The organism is Nitrososphaerota archaeon, assembly GCA_029785825.1.
Taxonomy (GTDB): Archaea; Thermoproteota; Nitrososphaeria; order Nitrososphaerales; family Gagatemarchaeaceae; genus UBA183.
Genome location: JAFLYY010000001.1, coordinates 1,556,038 through 1,581,967 on the forward strand (window position 1 = coordinate 1,556,038; position 25,930 = coordinate 1,581,967).

Consider the following 25,930-nt stretch of genomic DNA (forward strand, 5'->3'; position numbering starts at 1 on the left):
GGATTATCCATCCAAGATGCGAGGAGCCAGTGACGTGGCAGTCGTCGCGGCGTTCTCGGCACTGATTATAGGGTCAGACCTCGCGCTTTCGGGCCCGGAATTCTCCAACATCAAGCTCCTAGACACGTTGGTCTTCGTCTCCGCTTACCTGTTCGGGTTCCGGGTCGGGGCGGCGGTTGCAGTGGTCTCCGAGACAGCGTGGAGTTTCGTCAGCCCCATAGGGATGGCGGGGGCCATAACACCCTTCCTGGTCACCGGCGAACTCCTCTTCGCGCTAGCAGGGTGGGCCGCTTCGCGCGCCTGGGGTAAGAAGGTGGGGGTCCTGTCGGTCAACTCCGTCTTCATCGGGGCGTCCCTCGCCATCTGTGCGTTCCTCTGGGACCTTGAGACCAACGCCGCCACCGCACTGATTTCCTACTGGCCCTCCCTTGGGATTCCTCAACTCCTGGGGACGATGTTCAATCCGTTTACCCTGCTCTTCTCAATCGCCCATGAGGGGAGCGACTTCGCCTTTGGGATTCTCGTCGCACCTGCGCTCATTACCGTCATTCCCAGGGCCCTGGGGAGGCACCCCTGATGCCTGCCAAGGGGACGTTCTGGGGGGTCGTCGCAGTCCTTGCAGCCCTCCTGATACTGAGCTCAACCGCGACCGTGGTCTATTACGGGAGATACGAGGCCGCTGCTTCCCAGAACCAGACCTATGCAGGGGAGCTAAAGACTGCGCTCGCGAGCTACAGGACTCTCGAGGGCTCCTATGACAGCAGCCTGTCAGACTTCAACGAGACGATATCGTTACTAGCGACTGCGGTCGCCAATCTCAACACCAGCACCCCGGCCTATCAGGAGGCGAGCGTCGCCTTGTCCACCCTGTGGGGCGAGTATCAGGCACTTGCGAGCTCGGTCGGGGAAACCCATTTGATCTATGGAGTGCACATGCTGGTTGACTACGGGAATGGGACGAGGGTCTGGTACAACGACACGGCGGCCCAACCCGGGTGGAACGCCTATGTCGTCGCCCTAGTCCTTCTCGACGGACGAGTGCAGGCCACGTGGTACCCCCAGTACGGCGAGCACTATGTGACCGGAATCGGAGGGGTGTCCGACTCGCAGTCTGAGTACTGGTTCCTCCTTACCTACAACAGCTCCTCATCCTGGCAGGTGGCCCAAGCAGGAGCAGATGCGATACCTGCGGTCAACGGGACAACATTCGCCTGGATCTACTGCACAGAGAATTCAGACTACCTCCCCACCTGCCCGCTCCCCTAAGTCGGGGAGGATGTCAGCAAAGCAGAAGCCGTCTCAAGATTACCTCTCCTCTCTTCACGCCAATCTCTCCGCCGAATATCGGTCCACCGTAGACAAACATGCAGAACTCTCCATTCTCATCGCGTGGGTCAACACCTGTGGGGAATTCGGAGTGGAATGATTCGAAGTCCATTCCACAGAGCCTGCCGTCGAGGACCTTGGAATCCAAGGCGCAGACGATGGCTTTGAACCGAAGGCGGAGGAATATGTGGGCCAGTTTCCGGGTGTCCTTCATCCAGAGGGGAAATATCCCGGCCATGTCGAGCTTCGAGGGCAGCTTCTCGTGGTAGTCCCTGACGTCCTTGAGAAACAGAGCGCCGGACGGCAAGGGCGTCGGAGATGCGCCTCTCGTACTCGGCATTTGAAGCGCTTTTCGATATCCAGACCTCGTCGAAGGGGAGGCGTAGCCTATCCGCCTGGGCATTCAAGAGGGCCGCCCTGACCCCGTGCATGCTTATCCTGTCGAAACCCCTGGTCAGTGTGGTCATGAGAGGTGTTATCTCGAAGTCCTTGGACTTGGCCATCATAGAGCGCGAGCGCGCTGTCTTTTCCCCCACTCCAGGAAAGTACAGCGGCAGGAGATAACCGCCGTTTGCCGGCAGATTCTGGCCATAAGGCTCCCATTCGACGAAAGGTCAAGGGTTGCGGCGCTGAGTTCGGGGATTGTCGCCACGGCGGAGAAGTTCCCTCGGGCGAACTAGGTTAGGCGTAAAGATCACAATTGTTGCGTCTGCTGCGACCAAGTATGGCTATGACGGCCATGGCAAGCCATTCTGGTCATTCGCGATACTGAGGTTTCAGAACCACTGGTTGTAACCCTGTTCCACAGGAACCGCCACGGGGTTCCCTGGCTGCTACTCTGCGGTTGACTCTCGCTCGTTCGCGCTCAGCCGACGGCAAACAAGGATGGAGGCCCCCTGAACCTCATCCCCTTTGGACCGTCGATCCTGATGTGTCTGCGCCTGTTCATGAGGAAGATGCGAGCGCCTTCGCCAGTTGAACAGGGGAATCAATGTTTGATGACAAGGGGCTAAAACGCCAACCACCTGCGCGACTGCTTAAGTGCCTGGATGGACGGCTCGGTCCGTTGAACCCGTCGCAGGGGAAGATGCGTGCTGAGGTCGTCGCGCTCATCCTGGACTCCAAGCCCGAGGAGGCGATAAGAGTCCTCAGCCGCTGGTACAGGATTTCAGAACCTAGGCTCGGGGTGGGAGTCTTCGAAGGGAAGACAAAGGGGGTGGCTGCGGTGTATTCGCCGAGGAGGAAGGAGATTCTGGCCGCGAATAGAGAGTTCTTGTATGACCCCTTCGTCATAATACATGAGTTCTACCATCACCTCAGGTCCGTCAGTGGGAAGCACAGGGGGACCGAAAAGCAGGCTGACAGGTTCGCCCTGGAGTTCATCGCCGCCTACCGGCTGACGGTGCTCGGGACCGTATAGGGGCCGGCCGCGGACGGTCTCTCGTCGTCTTTCGTAGTCCCGATATAGCCGCGCCATCTCACCTTTCCCATTGGGTTACAGCGTCCCTTCTGTTTTTCCTACGCTCCTCTCGTACTCGACCATCTGTCCTGCATGGCACCCTTCGCAGACTAGTCGACTCGGTCGGCAAACCCAGAGTGTTAGGGTCCCGGGCAAAAGGTTTAGAGAACTGCGCCGACTAACCACACTGCTGGTTTGTCTAGACGGCTACCTGTGGCTACGCAGGTCGGGGGGGCTGGAAGCTGCATTTTTTGTCAAATCGCGTCCAAGCGGTCTCCTTCGAATATCGTGTATGAGGACGAGAGATATATCGCCTTTCTCGACATATTTCCCTTCTCCAGGGGCCACACGCTAGTCTGTCCCAAGGAGCACGGCGAGACAATCTGGGACATGAAGGAGGGCGATATCGCAGAGCTGTTCCAGGTCGCGTCAAAGATCTCGAAGGCCGCGGTGGCGGCCATGGAGGCTGACGGGTTCAGGTTCGTCCAGAACAACGGCGAGGCGGCCAACCAAGTGGTCGCCCATGTGCACGTGCACGTGATCCCAGTCAAGATGGCGGACAAAGGGAGGTTCTCAGGAAGGCAGCGCTTCACGGCTGCCGAGATGGATGAGGTGGCGCGGTCGATTCGGGCCGAGATGGCGAAGGTCTAGGTAATGAAGAGGGATATCGTGGTGAGTGAATAGTCGGTGTTCGGCCCCGTTATCAGGTAGAGCGTGTAGACCCCGGGCCCGTAGTCGTTGACGAGCTGTTCCAGTGGGAACGCTATATCGACGGCGCCGGAGTTGAAGGTCCATTTGTCTGCACAGACCGTGGTACCGCTGAGGAACTGGCTACAGGTACCAAGGACGTTGCGGGGAAGGACTCCGCCTATGAACGTCCCAGGAGTGTATTCGTGGGGCCCGGCGTTCAGCTGGGACCTAGTCTGTGCCGCCGGAGGGCTGTCGTAAAAGACATAGACCGAGCCGGGGACGGGGCTCCCGGATACCGGGGTACCCTGCATCGATACGTAGTAAGGAGATGGGGCGCTAGATCCGCTCATGGTCAGATTCAGGTTGATGTAATAATTCTGGAACTCCTCGTCGAAGAAGACGTAGGTGCTGTTGTATGAAATTCCTATCGAGACGTAGTTGTGGAGGGGGTTCAGGATGTTGTCCCTATGCCCGTTGTTGCAACAGGCTGCGTCGTTGTACACCATTAGGTGCTCCAGGTTGTTGATGGCGCCCTCCAGAGCCGAGAGCTGACCGAAGGGGCTCGGGCCGTATGTCTGGTACGCTATGTTCTCGTAGTCGGCGCCGGTCCCCCCCAAGAGGGTGTAGCGCATGTAGGGCTTGTACCCCTGCGTGTCGAAATGGCTGAAGTACTGGTAGTAGATCATGGAGTCGGCGTGCTGCTGGGCGGCCTGGTTGAAGTCGAGCGCCACCGGACCAGTTCCATTGGCAGCCCTGTCGGTGTTGATGAGAGAGAGGGCGTACTGGACGAGCGTGCAGTAGTCGGGAGGGTAAGCCACGTCGGCGGACCCGTTTATGATGTCTGGCGCAGCCAAAGGCTTGATTGCCACGACACTGGAGCAGTTGCCGACCGAGGTCGCGGTCGTGACCCCTCCCGCTATCGTGGACACTCCGGGGCTGGCGAACGTGAGCTGGGAGAACACCGAGTATCCCTGTTTGAGCGTTGTCGACAGATAGGGAGCGACTATTATGAACCCTGCCATAAGGATCAGGGCGACGAGTATTAGGCCCGCGGCCCTCCAACCGTTCCGCTGCGGAGCTGGGGGGACCGAGGGCTGGCCTCCAGGCGGAAACGAGCGGAGGTATTCTTGCCCTATCTTCAAGTTAGGGGAGAAGACATCCCGTCAGGGTATTAAACGAAATGGGATTCAAAACCGTTCAACGGTATTGAATGTCAGAAGGGGGAGGTCGTGGTCTAAGCCGCAGTTTGATTTCGGACCGCTGAGCTATGCGGTGAGCCCTTCCCCTTCGTCCTGGACGAACACACCTGCTGGTATCTCTGGGAAGCTCTCTCGCATCCTCTGCTCTGCGACGGCCGAGGCTTCCTCGAGGACCTTCTGGGCGTCTTCGTTCGCTGCGTCGAAGTTGAGTGATATCCCGCCGGTGGTGCTCGCATCGACTAGTACGCTGCTGAGCAGGCTGGAGATTTCGCTGATTTCCTTGTCCGCTTCGGGGAGCGCGCTGGTCAGACCCTCCTTCATGTTCTTGATGACCGACACGGCAGGAGCGAGCGTGTTCGCGATTTCGCCCAAGTCCGTGATTGTTCCCAGTCTCAGCGATATCTGCTCCATGGCGAGTTGGGCCTGAGTGACCATCTTCCCCATCTTCCTCACTTCCGCGAGCTCGTTGGCATAGACCGCCGCGTGCTGCGCGTCGTGCTTTGCCAGCGACGAAACCACGTTCTTGAAGATGGTCGAATCCCGCTGCTTAATCTTGCTCACAGTGCCGTCGAGCTGTGAAATCAGGAGTCGAATCTGCCGGTTAGCTTGCTCTATCTGCGACTTCAGTGGCGTCGGCGGCCTCACTGTCCCCCTGAGTCTATCTACTAGGCCAGGGCTCTGGTCCCTCTTTTGCCACTTGGATGAAAAGCTCATGCTTGCCTACAAAGGAGCCCGGGGATGCAATATACCGGGGGCTCTAATCCACATGCCATTTTGAAGAAATAAAGTTGACAGCACTGTCGTGTCGGCTGATGCATATTCGTCGGACGTGACTTTAACATCACGTGAGTGCTGTTTAGCCTAGCAAGCGGTCTAGGTCAGACACGATGCTTGGCCGTTGTTCAGAAACAGACATACGTGCGTTCCAGCGGCAAGAACCGGAACAACGGAACGTGACAGAGGCTGGGCCCCCAAGCTCGCCCTGCGTGGAGAAATCATGCCGACGTCGAGAAGGTTCCGGGAACCCCGACCGTGGAAATCCGGTAGCCTGGCGCAAGGGTGAATTCCCAGAGAGCCAATGCTTTTGAACTTCCCCGCCGTTACGCCTCCTGATGAAACCACAGAGCGACGAGATGCGGTGCCCGAAGTGTGGGAGGCCCGACCTACGCGATACTGGCCAGAAGATTGTGTGCATGGTATGTGGATATGCACTTTCGCCGGGAGAGAGCGACAAGTACAGACTCTACAAGCTTCTGAAGGAAGAGGAGAAGGGAAGTCGTGGCAAAGGCTCCGGCAGAGCCTGAAGCGTCGACCAACCGTTTAACTCTAGGCGCAGAGTCGAGGAAAAGCATGGCGGTCAAGGCGAGCCCGATTTCGAAGACAGCGGCGGTCCTCATTATACTGATGGGTGCCTTCGTCCTGTTCACAGGGCTGGTGGCCGGGGACCTTGCCAGTGACGTCGCTGGAACTGCGTTCATCGTCCTTGGGGTCGCCCTCTATGGCCTCCTGTCCAGGTTCACGAGGAAGTTGAAAGGGGAAGTCGTCGACGCCGGCCGTTGACTATCGAAAGCTGCGCGGGTGATAGTCTCCGCTCCAGGTCCTCCGTCCAAATCTTGGCGCCGAGGAGCCTAGATTTCCTTGCACACCACGGCCCGTCGTTTATCACCGAGGCCCTGCCATGGCTGGAGGGAAGGCTCAGGTTGGCAGAGGAAAGAATTGACTCTTAGCCAGGAGGTAAGACCGCCGTCGGCGAACTATCGCCCCCGTAGCCGCTGGGACGTGATCGTAGTCGGATGTGGCATAATGGGTGCAGCGGCGAGCTACAACATCGCGACGAAGGGTTTCAGAGTTCTCAACATCGAAAGATTTGGGGTGAACCATGAGCACGGTTCGTCGCACGGGAGGACACGGATTTTCAGGACGGCCTACTATGAAGACCCACGATACGTACCGCTCCTCCGGCGAGCCTTCGAGGCGTGGAAGGGGTTAGAGTTGAAGTCAGGTAAGACGCTGCTGAAAATGACAGGGGGCCTTATGATAGGGAGGCCAGGCGGGGAGTTGGTGGCTGGGACGCTGAAGGCAGCCCGGACCCATGGGATACCCTACGAACTCATGACGGCGTCGGAGGCGGAGGGGCGCTTCGGGGCGTTCAGGCTAGATGAAGGATTTGTGGCCGTGCACGAGCAGAGGGCGGGGGTCCTGCTTGCTGAGGAGTGTGTCCGTGCATTCGTGGGGCTGGGGAGCGAGGCGGGGTGCGAATACAGGTTCTCTGAGGAGGTCAGGGGGTGGAGGGCACGAACGCATGGTGTGGAGGTCGAGACCCAGTTCGGGACCCAGTCGGCCGACAGGCTCGTCTTCTGCGCCGGGGCTTGGAGCGGCCCCTTGCTCAAGGGGGTAGTCCCCCTTGGGGTGGAGAGGCAGGTCCCTCTCTGGTTCTCATCAGGAGGAGAGGAGAAGTTCACTTCGCAGAAGATGCCTGTCTTCATAGCGGAGGAGAGCGATGGCGTCGTCTACTATGGAGTCCCGGACTTGGGGCACGGAGTCAAGGTGGCCAGGCATCATGGCGGCAAGGTGGGGGAACCAGACAAAGTGAGGAGAGAAGTGACTGAGGAAGACATAACCCCCGTAAGGTCCTTCGCGTCACGCAGGCTGAAGGGGCTGGATGGTCCCCCAATATCATCTACGACTTGCCTCTACACCAACACGCCGGACTTCAACTTCGCTGTAGGTCCCTATCCAGACGACGGCAGGGTCTTGGTCGTGAGTGGAGGCTCGGGGCACGGGTTCAAGTTCGCCAGCGTCATAGGCGAAGTGGTGTCGAGCCTGGTCTCGGAGGAGAAGCTTGACTACGACATCTCGTTCCTCAGCCTGGCCAGGTTCGGCCAGAAGGGCTCAGACTGAACTGGAAGCGGCACCTTCCTTAAAATGGCCGACCTAGTCCTTCGTGTTGAATCCTGACGACCGCCCCGAGAGGCGGATGAAAATCAGGCGTTGCGCGTGGACTGGGTCACCGGGGCCTCACGCTAGGGGCGAGGCCGCCTGTGACGACTGGCCTGCACCCGGAGACTCGGTCTTGACGCGACCGTCGAGGGCCCAGAGGTTTTTCATAAGGGCGAAGACAGCTGCGGAGATGACCATGAGGACCCCGACCACCTCGTACATCCTTGCGACCCCAAAGGTCGCGATGAGGATCCCACCGGTCGCGATAGAAGGCGGCCCGCCTATGAAGCTCAACAGGCCGTCCACTGCGAAGTAACGCCCACGCATGGCGGTCGGCACCAGGCCCTGGGCCGATGACAACCAGACGTTCCCGCTGAAGCTGATGGCGAAGCCGACGGCTACGATGGCCGCCATAGCGACCGGGGTGGCGGGGAAGGCACCCATCAAGAGTGTAAGCATGCCGACACCTCCTCCATAGCAGAGGACCCATACCTTGCCCGCGTGCCTGATAGCCCCGGTCTTCCCCACGAGCAGAGATCCGGTCGCGTTCCCAACCACAAAGGCGGCGAGCACGACGCCAAAGAGGATGGCGCCCCCTCCCAGGGCAAAGACGACATAAAGCACCAGGAAGGCATTGGCCATGCCGAACAGGAAGTTGAAGACCAGCGCTGAGACAGAGAGTTGCAGCAGGCCCCGCTGGGTGACGAGCCAGCTGAACCCCTCTTTGATTTCCGTTCCCATCTTTCGCTCCCTGTCGACCGTGCGCTTCTGCTTGGCTGCGTAGCGGAGTATGAGTAGGGAGAAGACAAGGGCTGCTGAATATCCCACGAATCCGTATCCGAAAGCCAGAGCAGCCCCTGCCACGGCCATCATGGCCCCGCCCAACGCGTTGGAAGCAGATCCTACGAGGTTGAAGCCCGCCATCGTCACCCCGTTGGCGTCGGCGATCGCATCCGCGCTCACCAGGTCCGGGAGGACCGAGTAGGACGTCGACCTGTTCAGTTCCCCGGCCGAGTTCCAGACTACGGCCACAGCCACGACTGCTAAGAGCTGGAACCCATAGAGAGCTGTGACCACTGCGAGCAGGCCGAAGCTCGCCGCCCTGACGGAGTTCGCTAACACTAGGAGTTTCCTACGGTCATGGCGGTCCACCAGGACACCTGCCGGCAGGGTGGTGACCACGGCAGCTAGGGTCTCCGCCACTCCGACAATCGTGACATAGAACGCTGACTGGCTCAGGCTGTTGGCTGATTTGGCCACCAGTAGGAGGATGGCCACGTTGACCACCGCGCTGGCGGTCCGTCCAGAGAGGTTCATCCCAAAGTAGCTGAGGAAGCTCCGAGTTTTGAGGAATCCCCGCGACGCGGTACCCATTATTCCCGTTTATCCCGTTAGGGGGGCGGATAACTCTTCGAGTGCCGGGCGAGCATGGGGCGGACTAGGGTCCCGCCCAGTCGTCCAGCTTCGAGGGCCCGGAGACGGAGCGCTGGATGTCAGCCACGCGGACGCCTATGAGCCTGACTGGCTTCCCGTTCGTCTCGAACTCGTCGAGAAGCGCATCGACGGCCTCGATGAGGGGGGCGTCGCTGTCTGTGTGACTGACCAAAGTCTTCTCCCGAGTGTGGGTCTCGAAGCCCCTGCCGAACCTTATCTTGATTCCGGCGACCTTGTAGGAGTACCCCGCAGACCTGACCCGTCTCATGAGCTCGGCCACGCCGTCGGCGGCCTCCCGCCTGACCTCCCGGAACTCCCTGACGTCGTCTTTGAACGTCCTCTCGACACTGAGGGACTTCGGTATCTCTTGCTGTCTCACATCCACTCTCTCCAGTCCGTGAATCACTCCCCAGAGCCAGACACCGTTCTTGCCGAACCAAGAAGTGAGCTGCTTCCCCTCAAGTTGCTGCAGCTGGGCTATCGTGGAGACCCCCTTCTCGGAGAGGAATTCCCTTGTCTTCGTGCCGATTCCAGGGACCACAGACACTTGGAGGGGCGCAAGGAAGCGAGCAACGCCGTCGAAAGGTACTACCGTCAGGCCATCGGGCTTGTTTCTGTCGGACGCGATTTTGGCTGACGATTTGTTGGGAGCGACCCCGATGGAACAGGACAGCCCGTGCCTCTCTTTCACCGCCTTCTTGACCTCCACGGCCACCCTCCTGCCCGACTCTTCGTCAGTCGCCCTGCTAGTGACGTCGAGGTAAGCCTCGTCAACGCTACCCTGTTCGAACTTGTCGGCGAACCCCTTGAGGGTGGACATGACCTCCTCCGACGTGCGCTCGTAGAGCTCCCAGTCTGGCGGTATGTATCTCGCCTGGGGGCAGAACCTGTATGCCTGTGAAATCGGCATTCCTGACCTGAGGCCGAACTTGCGCGCCTCGTATGAGCAGGCTACCACGACACCTCTCCCCTTCCCGCCTTCGGGGTCCGCTCCGACCACGACAGGGAGTCCTTTCAGCTCAGGGTGCTCCCTGACCTCGGCTGACACGTAGAAGGCGTCCAGGTCAACATGAAGGATAGTCCGGTGCGGGGGTTGCAACTGTCAGCTACGTCCCGAAGAGTGTCTGCTGCTCGGCTCCCTGGCCCTTCCAGTCGAGCTCCATCAGGCCTAGAAGCCTGCGGAACTCGTTCGCTGACTCCGGGCTGAAGCCGGCGAAATGATTGTTGAAGAAGACGTACCCCGACTCGAACTTCTTGGAGTTCTCTTTGACGGCGGCGGCCCAGCGCTTCAGGTCGCCAGACCTGTCCTTCTGAATCCCGTTGAACTCGGTGATCTCCCTGTCCCCCACCATCCTCAGGTAGACGAAGTCTGCCGTGACTTCCGGGGGGGACTCCACAAACTGGTTCAGGGTCCACACCATCGCGATGTTGCTCGTCCTGAGAAGGGAATAGACTTCTGGGTTGAACCAAGACTTGTGTCGGAACTCAATAGCGTGCCTGAACTCGGGGCTGAGCTGGGAAACGAACCCCTTGAGGGCCCCCTCGTGGGTGCTGAGCTTGATGGAAGGTGGGAGCTGGATCACTATGGGTCCCAGCTTGTCCTTCAGCTTGCTGAGAACGCCATAGAAGTAGACAAGGGTCGACTCAGAGTCTTTGAGTTTCCTCTCGTGGGTTATCTTTTTCGGGAGCTTCGGGGAAAAGAGGAACCCCGAAGGCGTGCCGCTCCTCCATTGGTTGACCATAAGGTGGTTAGGTATCCTGTAGAAACTGGAGTCGATTTCGACGCAGTTGAACACCTTGGAGTAGTAGGAGAGGTAGTCCTTCGGAGGCACCCCCTTGGGGTAGAAAATCCCCTGCCAGTCCTTGTAAGACCAGCCGCTACAGCCTATCCTGAGGTTCTCGAGGTCCAACCAGGGGAAGCCCTTCCCAGTAGCGCAGAGCGTTCGCCATATTTATTTAGATGGAACCAAGGTCGCGCTCGTACTCCCTTGTCTCAGGGGAACCCCGACATCAGGCAGCAGGTTGACGCCAACAGAGGAATAGCGAAGAAGCTGGAGTTGCTCATCCCAGGCCTCAGAGGATACAGGAGCAAGGAAGACCTTAGGGCGTCCGACGCGCTCCTTCGGAATCAGGTAGCGGACAGACTGGACAAGGTAAAGGATAACCTGCAACAGCTCAGGAAGCAGGTCGCCGCGGCAGGTGACTTCAACAACCTCACGACGGTCGGGTCGCTGATATCTCAGGTGCAGGGGCTCAGCGGAGAGGTGAGGCACTCAGGGCAAGGGTACTCCGGGTGGGTGGCCCCAATTCAGATCAATGATGACAAGCTGAACAGGCTATACGACTACGACTACGCCTTCGTGAGCCTGGTCTTCCAGTTCGATGACGCCACGTCCCCTGGGAAGCTCAGCTACGACAGCTCAGCCCCGAACACGGTCCAGACGGTGATGGGCGGGTTCGCGAGGACCGTGGCTGACATCAAGCAGAAGTGGTCTCAGAGGATGGAGGCAATAGAGGGCATAGCCCTCGGACAGTGATTGTGATGGTGTTCGGAAAGAAGAGCGACGCTGTCCCAGCGACCGGAGGGAGCGTGTTCGGCTCCACCACATTCGCCTGGGATGACAAGGACAAACAGCCTGCGCCCGGCGTCTACAACGTCCTCTGGAAGGCGCCACGCCAAATCAGGCTAAACGACAACGTAGTGGTGAGGGAGGACGAGATTGCTGTGTTCTACAGGGACGGGAAGGCGCTGACCTACTTCGACCAGCCCAACAGATACGCTCTGACGGACTTCAACGCTCCGGTGGTCGGGAAGTTGCTGAAGTTCTTCAGTGGTGTCACCCAATGGGCAGAAGTCTATTTCGTGCCGAAGAGGTATCTCGACGGGAAATACGGGAGCACCCAGCCCTACCAGTTCACAGACCCGACCTTTGGGATAATCAACCTCCGCGTGTTCGGTGAGTACAGGTGGAAGATATCCTCGCCCGAGCTCTTCATCAACCAGTTTGTCGGGACGTTCGGAGCGGACACCTCCGACGACGTCGAAGGGAGGGTGAAGGAGCAGGTCGTCATCCTGATCTACAACGCCCTCGGGAAGATGAAGCAACAGGGGCTGAAGGTGACCGACCTGGCCGCCAGCCTCACCAACATAGAACAGGAGGTCCTGGCCGCGGCACCCGACCACCTTGGACAGTATGGGATTGAGATCAACAAGATTTCGGGGCTGACAATAAGCCTCCCCGACGAGGTGCAGAAAGCCATCGACACGCGGTCCGAGATGCAGGTCCTGGGGGTGAACTATATGCAATATCAGACAGGGAAGGCGATAGACGACGCCGCGAAGAACCCCAGCGGAGGCGCAGGGGTCTTCGCAGGACTCGGGGCCGGCATTGGTGCTGGTTCTGCCATTGGCGGGCAGATGGCCCAGGGGATGAACCAGAACGTACAGTCCCGGAGCTGCCCCAACTGCGGGTCCATCATCTCTGCTACAGCGAAGTTCTGTCCCAACTGTGGAGTGACCATGCCCTCCCAGCAGGGTCCCCAGGCCCCGGCGGGGGCGAGCAAGTTCTGTCCCAACTGTGGGAGCCCTGTCGCAGCCGGGTCGAAGTTCTGCAACAGCTGTGGGACCAAGCTCTAGGTGGTTATGGTGTTCTGCCCAAAGTGCGGCGCGCAACTTCCCGATGACGCGGGATTCTGCTATAAGTGTGGAGCCAAGGTGGGGCTTGTGACCCAGCAGGCTCCCAAGCAGAGCCAGGACGTGATTGCCCCCATGGGTGCCAAGAGCCTAAAGTGCCCGAGCTGCGGAGCGCCAATCAGCCCCGCGTTCGGAGAGATGTTCATAACCTGTCAGTACTGCGGGAGCAGCGTTTCGCTCGGAGACGGGGGGTGGAAGAGCATCGACAAGCACACCATGCTCCCTGTCAAGATTTCTCAGGAGGACGATGTCCTGAAGGAGGTCCGCGGGTTGATGGACAAGGGGCTGCTCCACAGGCATCTGCAGGAGTCTTCGACCCTGGAAGAGGCGAACCTTGCCATGGTCCCATACTGGCTCATGCCGGTCTCTGCTAGGACGTCCCTGGTCGCGGTCGACATGGCTGCCGAGGCCGGTCAGATTGCCACCACGGCGGCGCTGGCTGGGATCCTGGGAGGGGCCATGAGCAACAACAGAGGATGGGGTGGGGGAGGAGGCGGATTGATGGGAGGAATGCTTCTAGGGACCATGATGGGGGGTGGAGGCTTCGGCGGCGGAGGCCAGGGGACTAAGCGCGCCTATGAGATGGACAACGACTACAACTTTCCCATAGTGGGGATGAAAGCCCTGACCGATTACCAGCCCAAGGACTACCAGTTCAAGCTGGAGGACAGGGTGATTTTCGATCAGAGCAAGGTTAAGGGGATTAAGGTGCTCAACGGAGATGTGGGCGAAGAGGTTGCGAAGACCCAAGCCAAAACCCTCGTCGACCAGCTCCAGTCGGATAAAGCTCACGCCGCCCATCACATGATACAACAGCTCTCGACCCAGTCTGACGTGGGGGAAGCCGAGCTCCTTCACGCCCCCGTGTGGTTCGTCAGATACCAGCACAAGAACGGGAAAATCGTGCTTGTGATTGACGCCAACTCCGGCGGCGTCATAAACAGCATAGGTCTTTAGAGCGCCGAACCCAGAAATAACGGGGCGTCAGCCGGTTCGCCATGGCTGAACGAAGGCAGAAAGTGCCCATAAACATCCCAAGTGACGTCTGGCAGCCCCTCATGGAGATCAGGGCCCAGTTGGACTCCGAATGTCCGGGGAAGCCCACCCCCATCGAAGAGCTCCTGCGGGAAGTTGTGGGCCACTATGAGCGGTGCGACAGGGCCGCCGAAGAAGTCGAGGATTTCTGCAAGAGGGCCCAGACCTGGAAGAAACGCTGAGCCGCAGACGGCAACGATGCGAGTCTTCGCCCGGCCGGGATCTACCTGTTGAGCGGCCTGAACTCGAAACCGCATTTGACGCACACCCTCATCCCGGGTGCGTCGGTGATTACCTGCCTCGTCATACACCTGGGACACTCGACTGACATGCTTGCGTGCTTGATTGAACCGGAATGCTCCGCTCGGACCTTGTTTATGGCGTCGCTGTAGGCGTCACGCCTGAATCCCCTAGCCATGGAATATGTAGGACCTCCCCCCAGAAAAAGTTGTCCTATTTGACCTCGTCCAGTGTGAAGGTGAACCTGGCCCCCGCAAACTCGCCTGTGCTCACCCTTTCCCAAGTCACCTTGTAGGTCTTGGTGACGTTAGCACCCACGATGCTGATTTGTTTGGGGACATCCGAGAAGAGCCTCTCCACCTTGGCAGGGTCCTTGGTGAAGATGAGGCTCCTCCTCCGCTTCATCAGGTACTTTACTGCCACATTCTGGTGGGCGTGCCCCTCGACAGGAATCTTCTCTGTCCCAATGTCTATGGTGAAGGCTCTTTTCGCCATTTCCTGGGTTCGAGTCAGTGTCTTCCGTGGTAAATAGCTCTGGGGTCAAGGCGAATACACCAGTAACTCGAATGGGTGGAAGCGGCACCGAGGCTCCGATGCCTAGGGTTTCTTGATATTCGTGACCAGGAGCTTGAACTGCAGTGTCTTCCCTGCCATTGGGTGCTTCCCCGCCCTACCGTAGGCCTTCTCGGGCGGGAGAGTGACTTCCTTGGTCTCGTTGACTTTCATCCCGAGCAGGGCCTCCTCGAACCCGCTGATCACCTGGTGTCGCCCCAGGACCACCTGCAGAGGTCTGTAGTCGCGGGCCGGGCTGAACAACCCTGACTTCATGGCTTCGGGCTTCATGCTGGTGTCGAAGACCTTCCCTCCAGGGAACCTCCCCACGTAGTGAACGGACACCGTGTCCCCTACCTGGGCGCTTGCTTCGCTCATAGGACTTGAGCTGGCTGCAGGATGTAGTTAAGGAATGAGCCGCCCCTCGCTGTTTTCGTCTGCCAGCCAGCGTCGGTGGGAGTCCTCCTTCCCCGTCCTGTTCCGGCTTCGAGTCGCATTTGGGCGTTGGCTCGCGTTCAGGCGTCGGTGCGCCTTCAGGCTTCGGGCGCTTCGTCGGTCGAGTCTGGTGCTAAGCATGGAGCTCCACACCGCGCTCGGTCGAAGAAGGGCCCTCAGCCCTCTTTCGTACCTCGGCCTTCGTGCGTTCCAACCCCCACCTGCGCTTCTCTGCCATCCCAGGACGTGGTCGTCGGACCACACCGGGCTCTGGCGAGCACAAGGCTCTGCTTCTGATCCAGGGGCAGCCCGGAATATTCCCGGCCTCGCGCGTTGCAGGCGTCGACTCGGACTGCGCCCCAGGCCATCGGCGAAGCCAACAGCGAGAGAGCTACCAGCATACTAGTTCGTGAACCTGTTATCCATGTTTGACTCTTGTTGCTGACAAAGAACGAATTTTCTGTTGACCAGGTTATCACGGCCGAGGGGTGCCCAGTGGAGCAGAGCACCGAGTTGTGCGTTTGGCCATGAGCGGGCAGCCGTAGATGTAGACTGCTCATCCCAAGGAAGAAATCGGGTGGCGACCGAGGGGGCCGTGGCCGAATCTGAAGTCCACAGCACGATGAAGTCTGTGGTGAGGCTCGAACTCGAACGGGATGGGTACGCCGTGGTAGAGGAGCCGACGGTCGCTCCGGGCGAGAAGGTGCACTGGACCTCCTACAGACCAGACCTTCTGGGTTACAGGACAAAGGGCGACGAGGAGGAGCTGATGATAGTAGAGTGCGAAACTCGGCCAAACATGAAGCGGCTCGGGGCCAAGAACTTCTCCAGCGTGTGGTTCGAGGCACATCTCTATGGCCAGGGGACGCTGAGGAAGATACTGGTCGTGCCGCAGGGTAGGCTGCGCGCAGTAGACATGCCAGTCAAGGGAGGGTGGGAGGTCTGGGTCGTGGGGCGGCGCACAATTATGGCTAGGTTCCCGAAGCCGGATATGGCGCCTGCGGCCGACGTTTCTCGAAATCGATAACTGTAGCAATTGATTTATAGTCCTCGCGCGATTAAATCAATCACTCGTCCGGCCAGGAAAAGGATGGATTCGCGGGGACGATGAGGCGCCTGGGAAAGCCTTGGCGCCTGGGACGACCCCGCGAGCGGGATGGTGGCGCGTAGAGCCGGGGTCACCCGGACTTCACGGAAGCCAGACCGAGGGCGAACCGGGGCGGCGGCAATGAAGGAACGCTACGGGGCCGCCGTCGGAGGAAAGCCACATCCCTCCTGAAAGCCGGGCGAGTCAGCCAAATATCGCGTAGGGGATACCCCGAAGCGGGGACCGATGGTGCTCTTCCGGGACAGGGTCGAGGCGGGGAGGAAGCTCGGGCAAGCTCTAGCATACTGCAAAGGGGAAGGCGTCGTGGTGTTGGGGATACCCAGGGGAGGGGTCGTTGTTGCCAACGAGGTAGCTCGAACGCTCGGAGCCCCTCTCGACGTCGTGGTCACGAGGAAGATTGAAGCGCCCGGGGAGCCAGAATATGCCCTTGGGGCTGTCACACAGGAGGGGGAAGTGTTGATGGACAGGCGGGCGAGCGAGTCTCTGGGAGCGACGGTGTCATACCTCGACGCGCAGATTCGCCTGAAAAGGGAAGAGGTCCGGAATCGGATGCGGAGGTTGCGAGGCAACGCGCCCTACCCCGCGCTCGGTGGGAAGACCGTGGTGATAGTTGATGACGGCATAGCGACTGGGAGCTCGGTCAGCGCAGCTGTGATGTCGGTGAAGAAGAGAAAGCCGAAGGAGGTCGTGGTCGCCGTCCCGGTCGCCCCGGAGGACGCCGTCCAGTCGTTGTCGGAGGACGGAACGAGGGTGGTTTGCCTCTCAACCCCCGGGCCGTTTCTGGCGATAGGGGAGTTCTATGCAGACTTCGGTCAGGTGGAGGATCTCGAAGTGAAGCGCATCCTCGACGAGAGTGCGGCCAGGCGCCGCTGAGAGAAAGTTTGCCGATGCACTCTAGGCGACCTGGGACGAAGGAAGACGTGGCCAGGTTCAGGGACGACCTCCATCGGCTGACAGCGCGGGCCTGCGAACATGACGATCAGACAGTACGGGCGAAGGTGCTCGAGACTGCAGACATGCTGGTGGGACTCTACAAGAAGAACCTGGTTAAGATCAACCACTCCGCACTTGAGCTGGTCTGCGCCAGGAGCCTGATCAAGGAGGGGTACGATGTGAGGGTGGAACAGAGGCTCGACAGGGCGCTGGTCTGCGACGTAGTGGGGAAAAGAGGGGACGGGGAGCTTGTTGTGGAGATCGAGACCGGGTTCATCCCCCCCGAGGCTGCATTGGATCCGTCAGCCTACGCCCGGAGCAGAATATCCAGCAAGATAGCTAGGTATAGCAAGTTCGCTGGGAAGTTCGCCCTGGGGACCACCCCCTCGTACGTTCTGGACCTCCCCGAGTTCTTCGTCAAGCCTCCCCGTAGCAGGACCGTGGAGGAGGCGGCTGAAATCAAGGCGCTCACTGATGTTACGTACCACAAGCCTGAAATCTCGATTGACGAATTGATGCAGGCCAGGTTGCATGCAATCTTCCTGATAGACGTTGATTCTGCTACCACTAGAGAGGTCGACCCCGACACCTATGCCAGGAGTGCCCTGGTCCTTCTCGACTGGCACCGGATTGTTCAAGGCTTAAATCCGCGCTGATTCGCAATCAGGCGCGGGTTCAATTTTCGCAGAAATCGGCAGAATGAAAGGACCCGGCTTTAGGAGTGTCACTCATTATGGCTGAGCGTTCGAGTGGGAGGGCCGCTCTTGCCGAGGCGCTCTTCCGCATTGGGGCCCTTAGATTCGGCAAGTTCACGCTCGCCAGCGGAAAGACCAGCTCCTACTATCTCGACCTGAGGGTGGTACCCAGCGACCCCCAGGCTTACGGGTTGGCGATTGGGGCCTATCTGGCGATGGTTCGTGAGATGGCGGAGCGGAGCTTCGACGTCGTGGGTGGGGTGGCTACCGCCGGGATAGCCATCTCCTCGCCCATGGCTTACGTCCTCAAGAAACCTATGGTCTACGTTCGGAGCGAGCAGAAGGCGCATGGCCTGGGGAAGCTCGTCGAGGGTGCTGTCAGGCCCGGATGGAAAGCACTGGTGGTCGACGATCTGATCACCGACGGAGGAAGCAAGGTCGTAGCGGTCGAGGCCCTGAGGAAGGCAGGGTGTGTGGTCAATGACGTGATGGTACTGGTCGACAGGCTCGAAGGCGGCAAGACGACCCTGGATAGGGTCGGGGTGAAGCTTAGGTCGTTCACCGACATCAAGGATCTGGTGGGGACGCTGTACGCCCAGGAGAAGGTTACCAAGGCGGACTATGAAGCCGTGCTGAAACAGATGGGGACGAAGTAGCCTGGAAGCGCTTGCAATAGAGGTGAAAATGGGGAATTTGCATCTCGCTAACCCCACGGTGCTTGCATCAGGCGTGCATGGGAGCTCCCTCGAGAAGGTCATCCGCGCCTTGAGGGTAGGTGCTGGCGCCGCGGTCACGAAGTCAATCGGCCAGGCGCCGAGGGAAGGGTATCCAGAGCCTATCCTGGTAGATGTGGAAGGGGGCGTGGTGAACGCGGCCGGGCTCCCAAATCCAGGTGCCGAGAAGTTCTCGGAGCAGCTGGCGCAGGTCAAAGGGAAGGGACTGCCGATTTTCGTCTCGGTGTTCGGAGGGGACGAGGAGGAGTTCGCCAATGTGGTAAGAGCTCTGGACGGGAATGACTTCGCTGGCTTCGAGTTGAACCTCAGCTGCCCTCATGTGTCTGGGGTGGGGACCGAGGTTGGGCATCGCCCTGACCTGGTTGGCAGGGTGACCAAGGCAGTAAAAGCGGCGACGGCGAAGCCGGTCTTCGCGAAGCTCTCTCCCAACACGGAGAGGCTGACCGAGGTGGCGAGCGCCGCCATAGATGCTGGGATTGACGGACTGACCGCCATCAACACGGTGAAGGCTTACCCCATCGACGTGGAAAGTGGGGGGGCTGCCCTCTCGAACGGCTTCGGAGGGCTCTCCGGGCCCGCCATAGGCCCCATCGCCCTGCGCTGTGTCTACGAGCTCAGGGAAGAGTTCGGCGTGCCTATAATGGGGTGCGGAGGGGTGGCCACCTGGGAGGACGCGGTGCGGTTTTTCATAGCAGGGGCTGACGCGGTGCAGTTGGGGACCTCGACAATCAGCAGGTTCGACCGGTTCAACGATGTGAACCTCGGGATTATATCGTATCTCGAGCGCAAAGGATTCCGGAGCCTGGCCGACTTGGTCGGAGGGGCTCATCCGGGGGGGCGACGGACGTGAGTTTCAAAGGGCGGATTCTCGACTCCGCGAGCAGGAGGCGGTCCAGACTGGTGCTCGCACTTGACTTCGCCGGTTCCTACGACGCGAGACTGGCCAAGGCTGAACACGTGCTTGGCCTCGTAAAGGAACATGTCGCCGCCGTGAAAGTCAACCACCATCTGCTCCTCCCCTATGGGCTAGACGGCCTCGGGAGGATCGTCGACGTCTGCCGAGCGGGAGGGATTCCGCTCGTCGCTGACCTGAAGATGAATGACATCGAAGCGACCAACCTGAACATGTTCGACTCTCTGTTAGCCTACGGCTTCGACGCGGTCATCGCCAACCCCTTCGTCGGGAGGGAAGAGGGATTGGGGAAGGTGGTGGAGCGTGCCCATGCGAACAAGGGCGGCGTCATCTTCCTTGTCTACATGAGCCACAGCGGGGCATCCGAAGGGTACGGCCTCCGCCTCGAAGGAGGGGAGCCTCTCTACCGGGTGTTCGCACAGAGGGCGAGGGAGTGGGGAGCAGACGGGGTGGTGGTGTCGGCGAAGTCGGCCGAAAAGATAGCCGAAACCAGAGAGATAGTGGGGAAGGGATGTCTGATCTTCTCCCCGGGGGTGGGCGCCCAGGGAGGGGATGCCTCTGCCGCGACGGGAGCTGACTTTACCATCGTCGGGAGGTCCATCACAGAGTCCTCTGACCCGGGGAAGGTAGCCCGGAAATTGAAGTCGCCCTAGCAACTGATCTATGGCTGGGCCGTGTAATAGTCCCAGATCTTCTGTTGCGCTTCCTTGACGTAGTTGATCTCGTCTGCCGAGAGATTCGGGTCTGCAGCCCTAGAGAAGGGCCGTCTGAGGCCTGCGGGAAGGTCGTCATCGCAGAAGAAGCCTCCTCCTGGGAACCCCGTGTCCTTCCTGACTATGATGGCGGCGAACCCCGGGGCCCCTTTAGCGTACTCGTCTCTGTCAACGGCGACGATCGAATCGAAGAGGGGTCGCCCCCTGGAGACACCTAAGATATTCATCAGTTGGCCGTAGGTGAGGGTACTCCGGGCCCTGGCTGCCTTCACAAGCTCCTGCCTCAGCTCATCAAGCCCTGGTAAGGTGTGCTCACCGCAACCGCCGTTTGGAAGGCGCCTCAGGGTTGAAGGGCTCCTCAGAAAGGGTACTCTGGAGGGTGTTTCCGAGGCAGATGAGCGGGACGGCAGGCATAGATGTGTCTCCGGTCTCCCTCGTTATAATAGCCATCTTAGACGGCGTCAGGAATCCAGGAGTTTGGCCACTTTGAACTGGTCCCCGACGATGGACCTCATGTTCAGGAGGCCGTAGGGTTTACCCCCGTCAGTCACGAAGATGGTCCTGATCCGGTGCTTCGCCATCAGTTTGACCCCTTCTGACAGAGGTGAGTCGGCGTCTATGGACACCATGGGCGAGGTCATGATCTTCCTCACGGGGATGGTCGAGGAGATGAGGTCGTCAGCAGCTACCCTGTAGAGAACGTCTCGCTCGGTGAGGATTCCTTTCGGTTCACCTTTGATGAGGATCAGTATGTTTCCAGCCCCCTTCTCTCGCATCATCTGGGCGGCCCTCAGGACAGACTCGTTGGCGTCTATCGTCAGAGGATCCGTCTTGACGAAACTCCTCACGGTGGGCGCCTTAGTCTCGGCGGCCTCAATCCAGAAGGCCAGGGAGTAGTGGCAGCTCGGGCACTCTTCCGGCGTGTTTTCCCCCTCGAAGACGTATCCGCAGCGGTAGCACTGCCATTTCGTCATCCCATGTGAAATCAGGTCCGTAGTATATTAAGAACTCGCGGCCTAACTGGTTGGGGGAAACGGTTGGCCGGTCGCGGGACCGCTCCCTGGGACGGTCGCGATCAGCCTCCTGGCCTTCTGCTGGCAGAGTGATGCCTTGTCAGTGTATCCCCTCCAGGCGGTGTAGTTCTGCTCGACCTTAGCGAGAAGCAATAGGATGTCGGCTGCCTGGAGGTAGCGGCTCACGGCCGTCTCCCCGTTCCCCGACTTCGCGTCAGCTTCCGCATCCTTGACCAACTGATCCGCGTACCACCCAAGTTTCTGGGCACGGGACATTGGCGGCCTCGGAGCTGACTGCATGATTTGCAGGCTGCGCCTTAGGGCAAAAGAATGGGTGGTCGAAATTCCTAGACGGTTTTGAGAAGGGCCAGAAGCGGGGGCGGGAGCGAGCCGAATCGGACCGTGGTGCCGACATTGATGTCACTTGTGGACGCGAAACCTGCTTTAGCCTCGATTACAAAGTTTGCCGCAGATGTGGGGGTGTACTTTGGGCACTGGTCTCCCAGGAGGAAGCATGGCTGGGCCCCCGTCACGACGTATACAACGCGCCCCGTCCCACCAGTGACGTTGAGCCAGATCATGTCAAGGCTGGTGTTGGTGTCATACATCCAGAACGACCACACACCGTAACCGGGGAAGGCGAAAAGCATGGTTGTGGTGTTTGTCACCTTCTTGTTCATCAACCCGGCCGCTCGCTCGGCCGGAGTGGTGGCAGTGTAGTTGAAGAACCACGTCCTGCCATCAACCGTGAAAGAGCTAGGGACGGCCGTCGTCATGCTCCCGGGCCCCACGCTGGACAGATAGGCGTCGTTGACCACGAGAAGAGCGGCCACTAGCACCACCGCAGCCACGGCCATGCCTGCGACATTCCCTCTGGGGGTCATAGATCTAGGTCCGCCGGGGCGGTATTTCTGGAAGATGCGTAAAGCCCATTCAGCCGCTGACCGCCATCGGCAAAGGGGGAATCAAAGACGACGCGGGACCTTCGCGCACGTCAGAACTATCGAGACAATCAGGTAACAATTCTGAGACTCTCGGACCGGGGGCTGAGACTTTGTTATCAGCCCAGCTAATAGTGACGCCATCTTGTCACTGACTTCGGTCTCGGGGGACAAAGCTACGACCCTGTCGGAGGCGATAGGCGGTGACCAGCGCGAGGGCGAATGTGACCGCGCTTGTTTTAAAAGGAGGAAGCGGTGAAAGAGAATCGGATTATCTTTGGTGAGCCGCGAGAGTAGTTTCGGAGGCGACGGCGGATCAGGCATGAGTGCGAGGGACGCCGAAGTCGTACGAGCGATAGCGGAAGAAGAGCTGTCGGTCTTCACATTCGACGGGCTGAGACGCATTACAGGTACTCATCCCGAAACGCTGTCAAGGACGCTGGAACGGCTCGAAGACGACGGCATGGTGGTCAAGTCCCCTGGTGGGTACAGCCTCACAGGCAGGGCCAGGGAGACACTCGAACTCAGCCCGGTCGGGACTGGACCCAAGAGCGTCTCAATCCTCCACACTTACCTTCCCTATGCGGCCAGCGCCGGCAAGATCGTTGGAGCTCTGAAGGGGAGATGGTTCGACAATGTCAGATGGGTCGGCATGTCAGAGGGAGAGGATGGACCCATCATGAAGTGGGTCACAGAAGACGGCTCTGCGCTGATAGACGTGAAGTTCGGCTCCGGCCAGCTTGACATCGAAGCGAAGGTCGCCAGCGAGGCCGACCTCTCCAAAGCCGTCAGAGGAGCCCACCAACTCATGGGGAAGATATCGAAACTCTATGCCAGCCCGAGGAGCGGGAAACCAACCTTGATGCGCATGGGGTATTCCACTCCTTACGCGATGTGAGCAGCTAGTTCCCGAACCCGCTCAACAAGTAGCTGCCGGAGCGCACCTCTGATGGTGAATCTGACAGGATGACAGGAGCAGAAGGTGTGCAGCTGCTACGGTCTTTTTCAAACGCTGTAGCTGAACTGGCAGACAACGTCTCGCCTTCGGTGGTGAGAGTAAGCGCCGGTAGGAGGAGTGGAACCGGCGTCGTCTGGTCCGGAGATGGTCTCATCGTGACAGCTTTCCATGTGGTCGGGCAGTCCGAGTCTCCCTCGGTCGTCCTGGGTGACGGAAGGGAACTCGAAGCGAAGGTGGTAGGCAGGGACCAGTATGCTGACGTGGCCCTGTTGAAGGTCGACGCGTTGGGGCTCTCGCCGTTGAGCCTTCGGACCGCTGACCGCGTCAGGGTGGGTGAGTTCGTGCTCGCGTTGGCGAACGCCATGGACAAGAAGCCGTCCGCAACGTCTGGAATAGTCACAGGGGCTAGTAGGAGGATGAGGGGGTTGTGGGGCGTGATGATCGAAGATGCAGTGGTCACCGACGCCAAGTTGAACCCAGGGTACTCGGGTGGCCCGCTGGTAGACGCTTCTGGACGGATGGTCGGGATGAATGTAGCTTACTTTGCAGGGAGGGGGGCGGCTGTGTCCGTCGAGGTGTTGAAAGAGACCGTGGAGAGGCTGTCCAGAGACGGGAGGGTGAAGAAGGGATTCCTGGGGGTCGTGGTCGAACCCATCGAGCTCCCAGAGGAGTTGGCGAAATCTCCCGATGTGAGCCAGGGAACAGGGCTCCTCGTGAGAGCCGTCGACCCGGGGTCCCCTGCAAGAGCGGCTGGGGTCGCTATCGGTGACATAATCCTGAAGCTGGGAGAGGCGCAGGCCATAGACGAGTATGAGCTCCACAAGGCCCTGGCCTCAGATGTAGTCGGCAAGCTGGTCACCCTGAAGGTCCTCAGGGGCGAGAAGGCCACGGAGTTCGGCGTGACCCCGAGGGAGGTCGAGGGGTAGATGCGCAGGCAGCGGGCTTCGTTTCCCAGGGAACCGGGTTTCCCCCATCCTGGAGGACCGAGAGAACCTCTCCCTCCAATCCGCCCGCCTCCCTTCTAGGCAGGGCCTGGCTGGGTTGATTAGGGCGGGCCCGGAGGCTCCGGACGTGAGCGAAATCAAGGCGAAGACCCGCCATGGCGAGATGAGCGTCGACCAGCTGGCTGAAATCCAGCCCGGAATGGCGGCAGTCATGAAAGAGGTCGGAGACAGGTTCACTCAGACCTACTACGCGGCCAAGGGCGGCAACTGGAAGCTGGCCGCACACCACCTGAACCAAGTCAGGGCAGAGTTCAGGAAGGCCAAAGTCACGAGGCCGAAGTTCGCTGACGACCTAGATGCATATGATAAGGAGTTCCTGCTACCCCTCTTCGAGTCAATCCGCGACCAGGAGTGGATAAAGTTCGAGTCGGCGTTCAAGAATGGAGAGGCTGGATCTGACCTCTACCACGACAAGAGAGGATACCCGCACATCAGGTATGTCCTATCAAAGGAGCCTCGATCGAACCTATTCCTTGGCTCCCCTGAGAAGTTCGTCAGGGAGTCCGGTACGGGTGTCTAGCGCCTCGACTGTCTCCGGCTCTTTGCTCGGGGACGGACCAAGATTTTTTTCGGCCTCGGCCCCAACCCCAGTATTGTCTTCTCGTAGTCGGCCCAACTCACTCCGAGCTTCTGGGCCACCATCCTCTCGATAATCGTGGCGAACTCGTGCTCGCTCCTGTATGGGGCCTTGGGGTGGTCCCCTGGTTCCGCGTCGACCGGGTGGAGGTTCATCCTCCTTTCGGCCTCGAAGTTCACGTCGAAGGCGACCACCTCCCTGTCAGTTATTCCGTGAGCTCTGCATAGCTCGTACTCTACCATCTCGTGGAGCGCTACCAGAAAGACATACCTCTGGTCCCTCATCTTGCTCACCCTTATCTCAGCCGGTTTGCCCGGAATCCAGTCCCCGACAGTCTCGTACCTCTGCTTCCTGTGAGGCACCTGGGCGACTGTGAAGATGGGTTTGATGTCTGCCCGTCTGACCATCCCTCTGGGACGGAGCAGGTTGGAGTGCGCCCTGGGGAAGCCGGTGCCGGGTCTGAGGGGGACGCGCCTGAAGCTCTGAGATGACATAAGTCGAGTGCCTGCCCGGCCAGGGGCCCCTAAGGGATAGGCTGTCAAAACGGCGCTCCTCTTTAGTAAACCAAAGTTAAGCGCCCTACTTGACGGCGTCTCTTTGTGTCCGCATCGTCGACCGTCGATGGCGTCTAGCATAGTTATTCGCCAATCGACTAACGAGTCGACCCCTTGTTGAGGCTATAATCCGACTAGGAGTCCGGTACAGATGAAGCGGACAGATGGTTTGCCTCTTGAGTACCGGCTCTGTAGCGTATACGAAGTCCCGAAGGTACCATGGGAAGCATTCGCTCGAGTCACAAGAGAAAGATAGGCGACAGAGTGAAAACCAGAGCCGTTGATCCGCTTCCGCCTCCACTCATTGGGGCTCCTTGAGCCTGCGGGGTTCGTCGATCTCTGTCGCGCGAAGGCGAAGCCGGTGCTGGCTCTGGACGGGGCTAATCCCTCTTGAATTCGAGGGCGGCCGAGTTGATGCAATAGCGGAGCCCTGTGGGCTTCGGGCCGTCGTCGAAGACGTGCCCGAGATGGACGCCGCACGCCCTGCATGACACCTCGGTCCTGACCATCCCCAGGCTGCGGTCAGCCTCCTCGTTGATTGCTTCCTTCGAGACAGGCTGGAAGAAGCTAGGCCACCCGGTCCCTGACTCGAACTTGGTGCCTGAGTTGAAGAGGGGGACGCCACAGACCACGCATGTGTAAGTACCCTTTTCGTGGTTGTCCCAGTACTTGCCCGTGAATGGTGCCTCGGTTCCCTTGAGGAAACAGACGTTCACCGCCTCCCTATCCAACTGTGCCTTCTTCTTCGCCATCTCTTCCTTACTGAGCATTACTTCGAAACTG

36 protein-coding genes are annotated in these 25,930 nt (G+C 59.5%); 21 read left to right on the forward strand and 15 right to left on the reverse strand.

From position 1 onward, the window contains the following. Positions 1-16 precede the first annotated feature (16 nt). Positions 17-577, forward strand: a complete 561-nt coding sequence (locus tag JRN21_08315; protein MDG6989304.1) for a hypothetical protein — start codon at positions 17-19, stop codon at positions 575-577. Further along, complete coding sequence (locus tag JRN21_08320; GenBank protein MDG6989305.1) at positions 577-1,266, forward strand: hypothetical protein; 690 nt, start codon at positions 577-579, stop codon at positions 1,264-1,266. The genes JRN21_08315 and JRN21_08320 overlap by 1 nt, the downstream gene beginning before the upstream one ends. Positions 1,267-1,279: 13 nt before the next feature. Here JRN21_08320 and JRN21_08325 read toward each other — a convergent pair whose 3' ends face one another. Further along, on the reverse strand, positions 1,280-1,633 hold the full coding sequence (locus tag JRN21_08325) for a hypothetical protein (GenBank protein ID MDG6989306.1): 354 nt from the start codon (positions 1,631-1,633) through the stop codon (positions 1,280-1,282). A gap of 11 nt (positions 1,634-1,644) precedes the next feature. Between JRN21_08325 and JRN21_08330 the strand changes: the two genes are divergently transcribed. The 3 genes from JRN21_08330 (at position 1,645) to JRN21_08340 (ending at position 3,436) form a co-directional block, all read left to right on the forward strand. After that, on the forward strand, positions 1,645-1,890 hold the full coding sequence (locus JRN21_08330) for a hypothetical protein (GenBank protein ID MDG6989307.1): 246 nt from the start codon (positions 1,645-1,647) through the stop codon (positions 1,888-1,890). Between the two features lie 502 nt (positions 1,891-2,392). Next, positions 2,393-2,746, forward strand: a complete 354-nt coding sequence (locus JRN21_08335) for a hypothetical protein (GenBank protein ID MDG6989308.1) — start codon at positions 2,393-2,395, stop codon at positions 2,744-2,746. A gap of 252 nt (positions 2,747-2,998) precedes the next feature. After that, on the forward strand, positions 2,999-3,436 hold the full coding sequence (locus tag JRN21_08340) for an HIT domain-containing protein (protein ID MDG6989309.1): 438 nt from the start codon (positions 2,999-3,001) through the stop codon (positions 3,434-3,436). On the opposite strand, the gene JRN21_08345 is transcribed toward JRN21_08340, so the two are convergent. Next, positions 3,433-4,617 (reverse strand): CAP domain-containing protein, encoded by a 1,185-nt coding sequence (locus JRN21_08345; protein ID MDG6989310.1) that lies wholly within the window; start codon positions 4,615-4,617, stop codon positions 3,433-3,435. The genes JRN21_08340 and JRN21_08345 overlap by 4 nt on opposite strands. 123 nt (positions 4,618-4,740) lie before the next feature. Continuing rightward, complete coding sequence (locus JRN21_08350; GenBank protein ID MDG6989311.1) at positions 4,741-5,388, reverse strand: hypothetical protein; 648 nt, start codon at positions 5,386-5,388, stop codon at positions 4,741-4,743. A 398-nt stretch (positions 5,389-5,786) separates the two neighbouring features. On the opposite strand from JRN21_08350, the gene JRN21_08355 reads away from it, so the two are divergent. From JRN21_08355 to solA, 3 genes are all read left to right on the forward strand, one after another. Next, the gene (locus JRN21_08355) at positions 5,787-5,978 is read left to right on the forward strand and encodes a hypothetical protein (GenBank protein ID MDG6989312.1); all 192 of its coding nucleotides are present in this window, start codon (positions 5,787-5,789) and stop codon (positions 5,976-5,978) included. Between the two features lie 46 nt (positions 5,979-6,024). Beyond that, positions 6,025-6,234 carry a hypothetical protein gene (locus JRN21_08360; GenBank protein MDG6989313.1) on the forward strand — a complete coding sequence of 70 codons (210 nt, stop codon included), beginning with the start codon at positions 6,025-6,027 and terminating at the stop codon, positions 6,232-6,234. Between the two features lie 156 nt (positions 6,235-6,390). Then, positions 6,391-7,575, forward strand: a complete 1,185-nt coding sequence (gene solA / locus JRN21_08365) for an N-methyl-L-tryptophan oxidase (protein ID MDG6989314.1) — start codon at positions 6,391-6,393, stop codon at positions 7,573-7,575. A gap of 117 nt (positions 7,576-7,692) precedes the next feature. Here the strand turns inward: solA and JRN21_08370 are convergent, their stop codons facing one another. The 3 genes from JRN21_08370 to JRN21_08380 form a co-directional block, all read right to left on the reverse strand. Beyond that, entirely contained in the window at positions 7,693-8,988 is a 1,296-nt protein-coding gene (locus tag JRN21_08370) for an MFS transporter (GenBank protein MDG6989315.1), read from the reverse strand. Positions 8,989-9,052: 64 nt separating this feature from the next. Further along, positions 9,053-10,147, reverse strand: coding sequence for a DNA polymerase IV (gene dinB, locus JRN21_08375; protein MDG6989316.1), 1,095 nt, complete (start codon positions 10,145-10,147; stop codon positions 9,053-9,055). A gap of 7 nt (positions 10,148-10,154) precedes the next feature. After that, complete coding sequence (locus JRN21_08380) at positions 10,155-10,958, reverse strand: DUF72 domain-containing protein (protein MDG6989317.1); 804 nt, start codon at positions 10,956-10,958, stop codon at positions 10,155-10,157. 78 nt (positions 10,959-11,036) lie between these two features. Here JRN21_08380 and JRN21_08385 point away from each other — a divergent pair, with 78 nt between their 5' ends. From JRN21_08385 to JRN21_08400, 4 genes are read left to right on the forward strand one after another with little or no spacing between them, the layout of a single operon-like run. Next, on the forward strand, positions 11,037-11,585 hold the full coding sequence (locus tag JRN21_08385; GenBank protein MDG6989318.1) for a hypothetical protein: 549 nt from the start codon (positions 11,037-11,039) through the stop codon (positions 11,583-11,585). Between the two features lie 5 nt (positions 11,586-11,590). Then, positions 11,591-12,685 (forward strand): SPFH domain-containing protein, encoded by a 1,095-nt coding sequence (locus tag JRN21_08390; protein MDG6989319.1) that lies wholly within the window; start codon positions 11,591-11,593, stop codon positions 12,683-12,685. A gap of 6 nt (positions 12,686-12,691) precedes the next feature. After that, the gene (locus tag JRN21_08395) at positions 12,692-13,699 is read left to right on the forward strand and encodes a zinc ribbon domain-containing protein (protein MDG6989320.1); all 1,008 of its coding nucleotides are present in this window, start codon (positions 12,692-12,694) and stop codon (positions 13,697-13,699) included. Between the two features lie 41 nt (positions 13,700-13,740). After that, complete coding sequence (locus JRN21_08400; GenBank protein ID MDG6989321.1) at positions 13,741-13,959, forward strand: hypothetical protein; 219 nt, start codon at positions 13,741-13,743, stop codon at positions 13,957-13,959. Positions 13,960-14,000: 41 nt separating this feature from the next. On the opposite strand, the gene JRN21_08405 is transcribed toward JRN21_08400, so the two are convergent. The 3 genes from JRN21_08405 to JRN21_08415 form a co-directional block, all read right to left on the reverse strand. Then, positions 14,001-14,195 carry a hypothetical protein gene (locus JRN21_08405; GenBank protein ID MDG6989322.1) on the reverse strand — a complete coding sequence of 65 codons (195 nt, stop codon included), beginning with the start codon at positions 14,193-14,195 and terminating at the stop codon, positions 14,001-14,003. Positions 14,196-14,230: 35 nt separating this feature from the next. After that, complete coding sequence (locus tag JRN21_08410; protein ID MDG6989323.1) at positions 14,231-14,512, reverse strand: hypothetical protein; 282 nt, start codon at positions 14,510-14,512, stop codon at positions 14,231-14,233. A 102-nt stretch (positions 14,513-14,614) separates the two neighbouring features. Beyond that, positions 14,615-14,947, reverse strand: coding sequence for an FKBP-type peptidyl-prolyl cis-trans isomerase (locus JRN21_08415; protein ID MDG6989324.1), 333 nt, complete (start codon positions 14,945-14,947; stop codon positions 14,615-14,617). Positions 14,948-15,581: 634 nt separating this feature from the next. Between JRN21_08415 and JRN21_08420 the strand changes: the two genes are divergently transcribed. From JRN21_08420 to JRN21_08445, 6 genes are all read left to right on the forward strand, one after another. After that, positions 15,582-16,031, forward strand: coding sequence for a hypothetical protein (locus tag JRN21_08420; GenBank protein MDG6989325.1), 450 nt, complete (start codon positions 15,582-15,584; stop codon positions 16,029-16,031). 306 nt (positions 16,032-16,337) lie between these two features. Then, positions 16,338-16,985, forward strand: a complete 648-nt coding sequence (locus JRN21_08425; GenBank protein MDG6989326.1) for a phosphoribosyltransferase — start codon at positions 16,338-16,340, stop codon at positions 16,983-16,985. Positions 16,986-16,999: 14 nt separating this feature from the next. After that, a complete protein-coding gene (locus tag JRN21_08430) occupies positions 17,000-17,701 on the forward strand; it encodes a hypothetical protein (protein MDG6989327.1) in 702 nt (233 codons plus the stop codon). 77 nt (positions 17,702-17,778) lie between these two features. Continuing rightward, positions 17,779-18,396: an orotate phosphoribosyltransferase gene (locus tag JRN21_08435; GenBank protein MDG6989328.1), complete on the forward strand. Its 618-nt coding sequence runs from the start codon at positions 17,779-17,781 to the stop codon at positions 18,394-18,396. Positions 18,397-18,433: 37 nt separating this feature from the next. After that, positions 18,434-19,324 carry a dihydroorotate dehydrogenase gene (locus JRN21_08440; protein MDG6989329.1) on the forward strand — a complete coding sequence of 297 codons (891 nt, stop codon included), beginning with the start codon at positions 18,434-18,436 and terminating at the stop codon, positions 19,322-19,324. After that, on the forward strand, positions 19,321-20,040 hold the full coding sequence (locus tag JRN21_08445; GenBank protein ID MDG6989330.1) for an orotidine 5'-phosphate decarboxylase: 720 nt from the start codon (positions 19,321-19,323) through the stop codon (positions 20,038-20,040). The genes JRN21_08440 and JRN21_08445 overlap by 4 nt, the downstream gene beginning before the upstream one ends. An 8-nt stretch (positions 20,041-20,048) precedes the next feature. Here the strand turns inward: JRN21_08445 and JRN21_08450 are convergent, their stop codons facing one another. From JRN21_08450 to JRN21_08465, 4 genes are all read right to left on the reverse strand, one after another. Beyond that, the gene (locus JRN21_08450) at positions 20,049-20,372 is read right to left on the reverse strand and encodes a hypothetical protein (GenBank protein MDG6989331.1); all 324 of its coding nucleotides are present in this window, start codon (positions 20,370-20,372) and stop codon (positions 20,049-20,051) included. Between the two features lie 189 nt (positions 20,373-20,561). Further along, positions 20,562-21,074 (reverse strand): CBS domain-containing protein, encoded by a 513-nt coding sequence (locus JRN21_08455; protein ID MDG6989332.1) that lies wholly within the window; start codon positions 21,072-21,074, stop codon positions 20,562-20,564. A 42-nt stretch (positions 21,075-21,116) separates the two neighbouring features. Continuing rightward, positions 21,117-21,389 (reverse strand): hypothetical protein, encoded by a 273-nt coding sequence (locus JRN21_08460; GenBank protein ID MDG6989333.1) that lies wholly within the window; start codon positions 21,387-21,389, stop codon positions 21,117-21,119. A 71-nt stretch (positions 21,390-21,460) separates the two neighbouring features. Beyond that, positions 21,461-21,997, reverse strand: a complete 537-nt coding sequence (locus JRN21_08465) for a DUF192 domain-containing protein (GenBank protein ID MDG6989334.1) — start codon at positions 21,995-21,997, stop codon at positions 21,461-21,463. A gap of 334 nt (positions 21,998-22,331) precedes the next feature. On the opposite strand from JRN21_08465, the gene JRN21_08470 reads away from it, so the two are divergent. The 3 genes from JRN21_08470 (at position 22,332) to JRN21_08480 (ending at position 24,536) form a co-directional block, all read left to right on the forward strand. Continuing rightward, positions 22,332-22,952 (forward strand): hypothetical protein, encoded by a 621-nt coding sequence (locus JRN21_08470; protein MDG6989335.1) that lies wholly within the window; start codon positions 22,332-22,334, stop codon positions 22,950-22,952. 68 nt (positions 22,953-23,020) lie between these two features. Continuing rightward, positions 23,021-23,938 carry a trypsin-like peptidase domain-containing protein gene (locus JRN21_08475; GenBank protein ID MDG6989336.1) on the forward strand — a complete coding sequence of 306 codons (918 nt, stop codon included), beginning with the start codon at positions 23,021-23,023 and terminating at the stop codon, positions 23,936-23,938. A gap of 145 nt (positions 23,939-24,083) precedes the next feature. Further along, the gene (locus JRN21_08480) at positions 24,084-24,536 is read left to right on the forward strand and encodes a hypothetical protein (protein MDG6989337.1); all 453 of its coding nucleotides are present in this window, start codon (positions 24,084-24,086) and stop codon (positions 24,534-24,536) included. Here JRN21_08480 and JRN21_08485 read toward each other — a convergent pair. Together JRN21_08485 and msrB are read right to left on the reverse strand one after the other, a co-directional pair. After that, on the reverse strand, positions 24,533-25,087 hold the full coding sequence (locus JRN21_08485; GenBank protein ID MDG6989338.1) for a hypothetical protein: 555 nt from the start codon (positions 25,085-25,087) through the stop codon (positions 24,533-24,535). The genes JRN21_08480 and JRN21_08485 overlap by 4 nt on opposite strands. 440 nt (positions 25,088-25,527) lie before the next feature. Next, entirely contained in the window at positions 25,528-25,917 is a 390-nt protein-coding gene (gene msrB / locus JRN21_08490; protein MDG6989339.1) for a peptide-methionine (R)-S-oxide reductase MsrB, read from the reverse strand. Positions 25,918-25,930 lie beyond the last annotated feature (13 nt).

Coding starts and splice junctions, on each gene's coding strand:
- JRN21_08315 (MDG6989304.1), top strand. CDS start 17: ATGCGAGGAGCCAGTGACGTGGCAGTCGTCGCGGCGTTCTCGGCACTG.
- JRN21_08320 (MDG6989305.1), top strand. CDS start 577: ATGCCTGCCAAGGGGACGTTCTGGGGGGTCGTCGCAGTCCTTGCAGCC.
- JRN21_08330 (MDG6989307.1), top strand. CDS start 1,645: ATGCGCCTCTCGTACTCGGCATTTGAAGCGCTTTTCGATATCCAGACC.
- JRN21_08350 (MDG6989311.1), bottom strand. CDS start 5,388: ATGAGCTTTTCATCCAAGTGGCAAAAGAGGGACCAGAGCCCTGGCCTA.
- JRN21_08355 (MDG6989312.1), top strand. CDS start 5,787: ATGAAACCACAGAGCGACGAGATGCGGTGCCCGAAGTGTGGGAGGCCC.
- JRN21_08360 (MDG6989313.1), top strand. CDS start 6,025: ATGGCGGTCAAGGCGAGCCCGATTTCGAAGACAGCGGCGGTCCTCATT.
- JRN21_08370 (MDG6989315.1), bottom strand. CDS start 8,988: ATGGGTACCGCGTCGCGGGGATTCCTCAAAACTCGGAGCTTCCTCAGC.
- JRN21_08390 (MDG6989319.1), top strand. CDS start 11,591: ATGGTGTTCGGAAAGAAGAGCGACGCTGTCCCAGCGACCGGAGGGAGC.
- JRN21_08395 (MDG6989320.1), top strand. CDS start 12,692: ATGGTGTTCTGCCCAAAGTGCGGCGCGCAACTTCCCGATGACGCGGGA.
- JRN21_08400 (MDG6989321.1), top strand. CDS start 13,741: ATGGCTGAACGAAGGCAGAAAGTGCCCATAAACATCCCAAGTGACGTC.
- JRN21_08405 (MDG6989322.1), bottom strand. CDS start 14,195: ATGGCTAGGGGATTCAGGCGTGACGCCTACAGCGACGCCATAAACAAG.
- JRN21_08410 (MDG6989323.1), bottom strand. CDS start 14,512: ATGGCGAAAAGAGCCTTCACCATAGACATTGGGACAGAGAAGATTCCT.
- JRN21_08415 (MDG6989324.1), bottom strand. CDS start 14,947: ATGAGCGAAGCAAGCGCCCAGGTAGGGGACACGGTGTCCGTTCACTAC.
- JRN21_08425 (MDG6989326.1), top strand. CDS start 16,338: ATGGTGCTCTTCCGGGACAGGGTCGAGGCGGGGAGGAAGCTCGGGCAA.
- JRN21_08430 (MDG6989327.1), top strand. CDS start 17,000: ATGCACTCTAGGCGACCTGGGACGAAGGAAGACGTGGCCAGGTTCAGG.
- JRN21_08435 (MDG6989328.1), top strand. CDS start 17,779: ATGGCTGAGCGTTCGAGTGGGAGGGCCGCTCTTGCCGAGGCGCTCTTC.
- JRN21_08455 (MDG6989332.1), bottom strand. CDS start 21,074: ATGACGAAATGGCAGTGCTACCGCTGCGGATACGTCTTCGAGGGGGAA.
- JRN21_08460 (MDG6989333.1), bottom strand. CDS start 21,389: ATGTCCCGTGCCCAGAAACTTGGGTGGTACGCGGATCAGTTGGTCAAG.
- JRN21_08465 (MDG6989334.1), bottom strand. CDS start 21,997: ATGACCCCCAGAGGGAATGTCGCAGGCATGGCCGTGGCTGCGGTGGTG.
- JRN21_08475 (MDG6989336.1), top strand. CDS start 23,021: ATGACAGGAGCAGAAGGTGTGCAGCTGCTACGGTCTTTTTCAAACGCT.
- JRN21_08485 (MDG6989338.1), bottom strand. CDS start 25,087: ATGTCATCTCAGAGCTTCAGGCGCGTCCCCCTCAGACCCGGCACCGGC.
- msrB (MDG6989339.1), bottom strand. CDS start 25,917: ATGCTCAGTAAGGAAGAGATGGCGAAGAAGAAGGCACAGTTGGATAGG.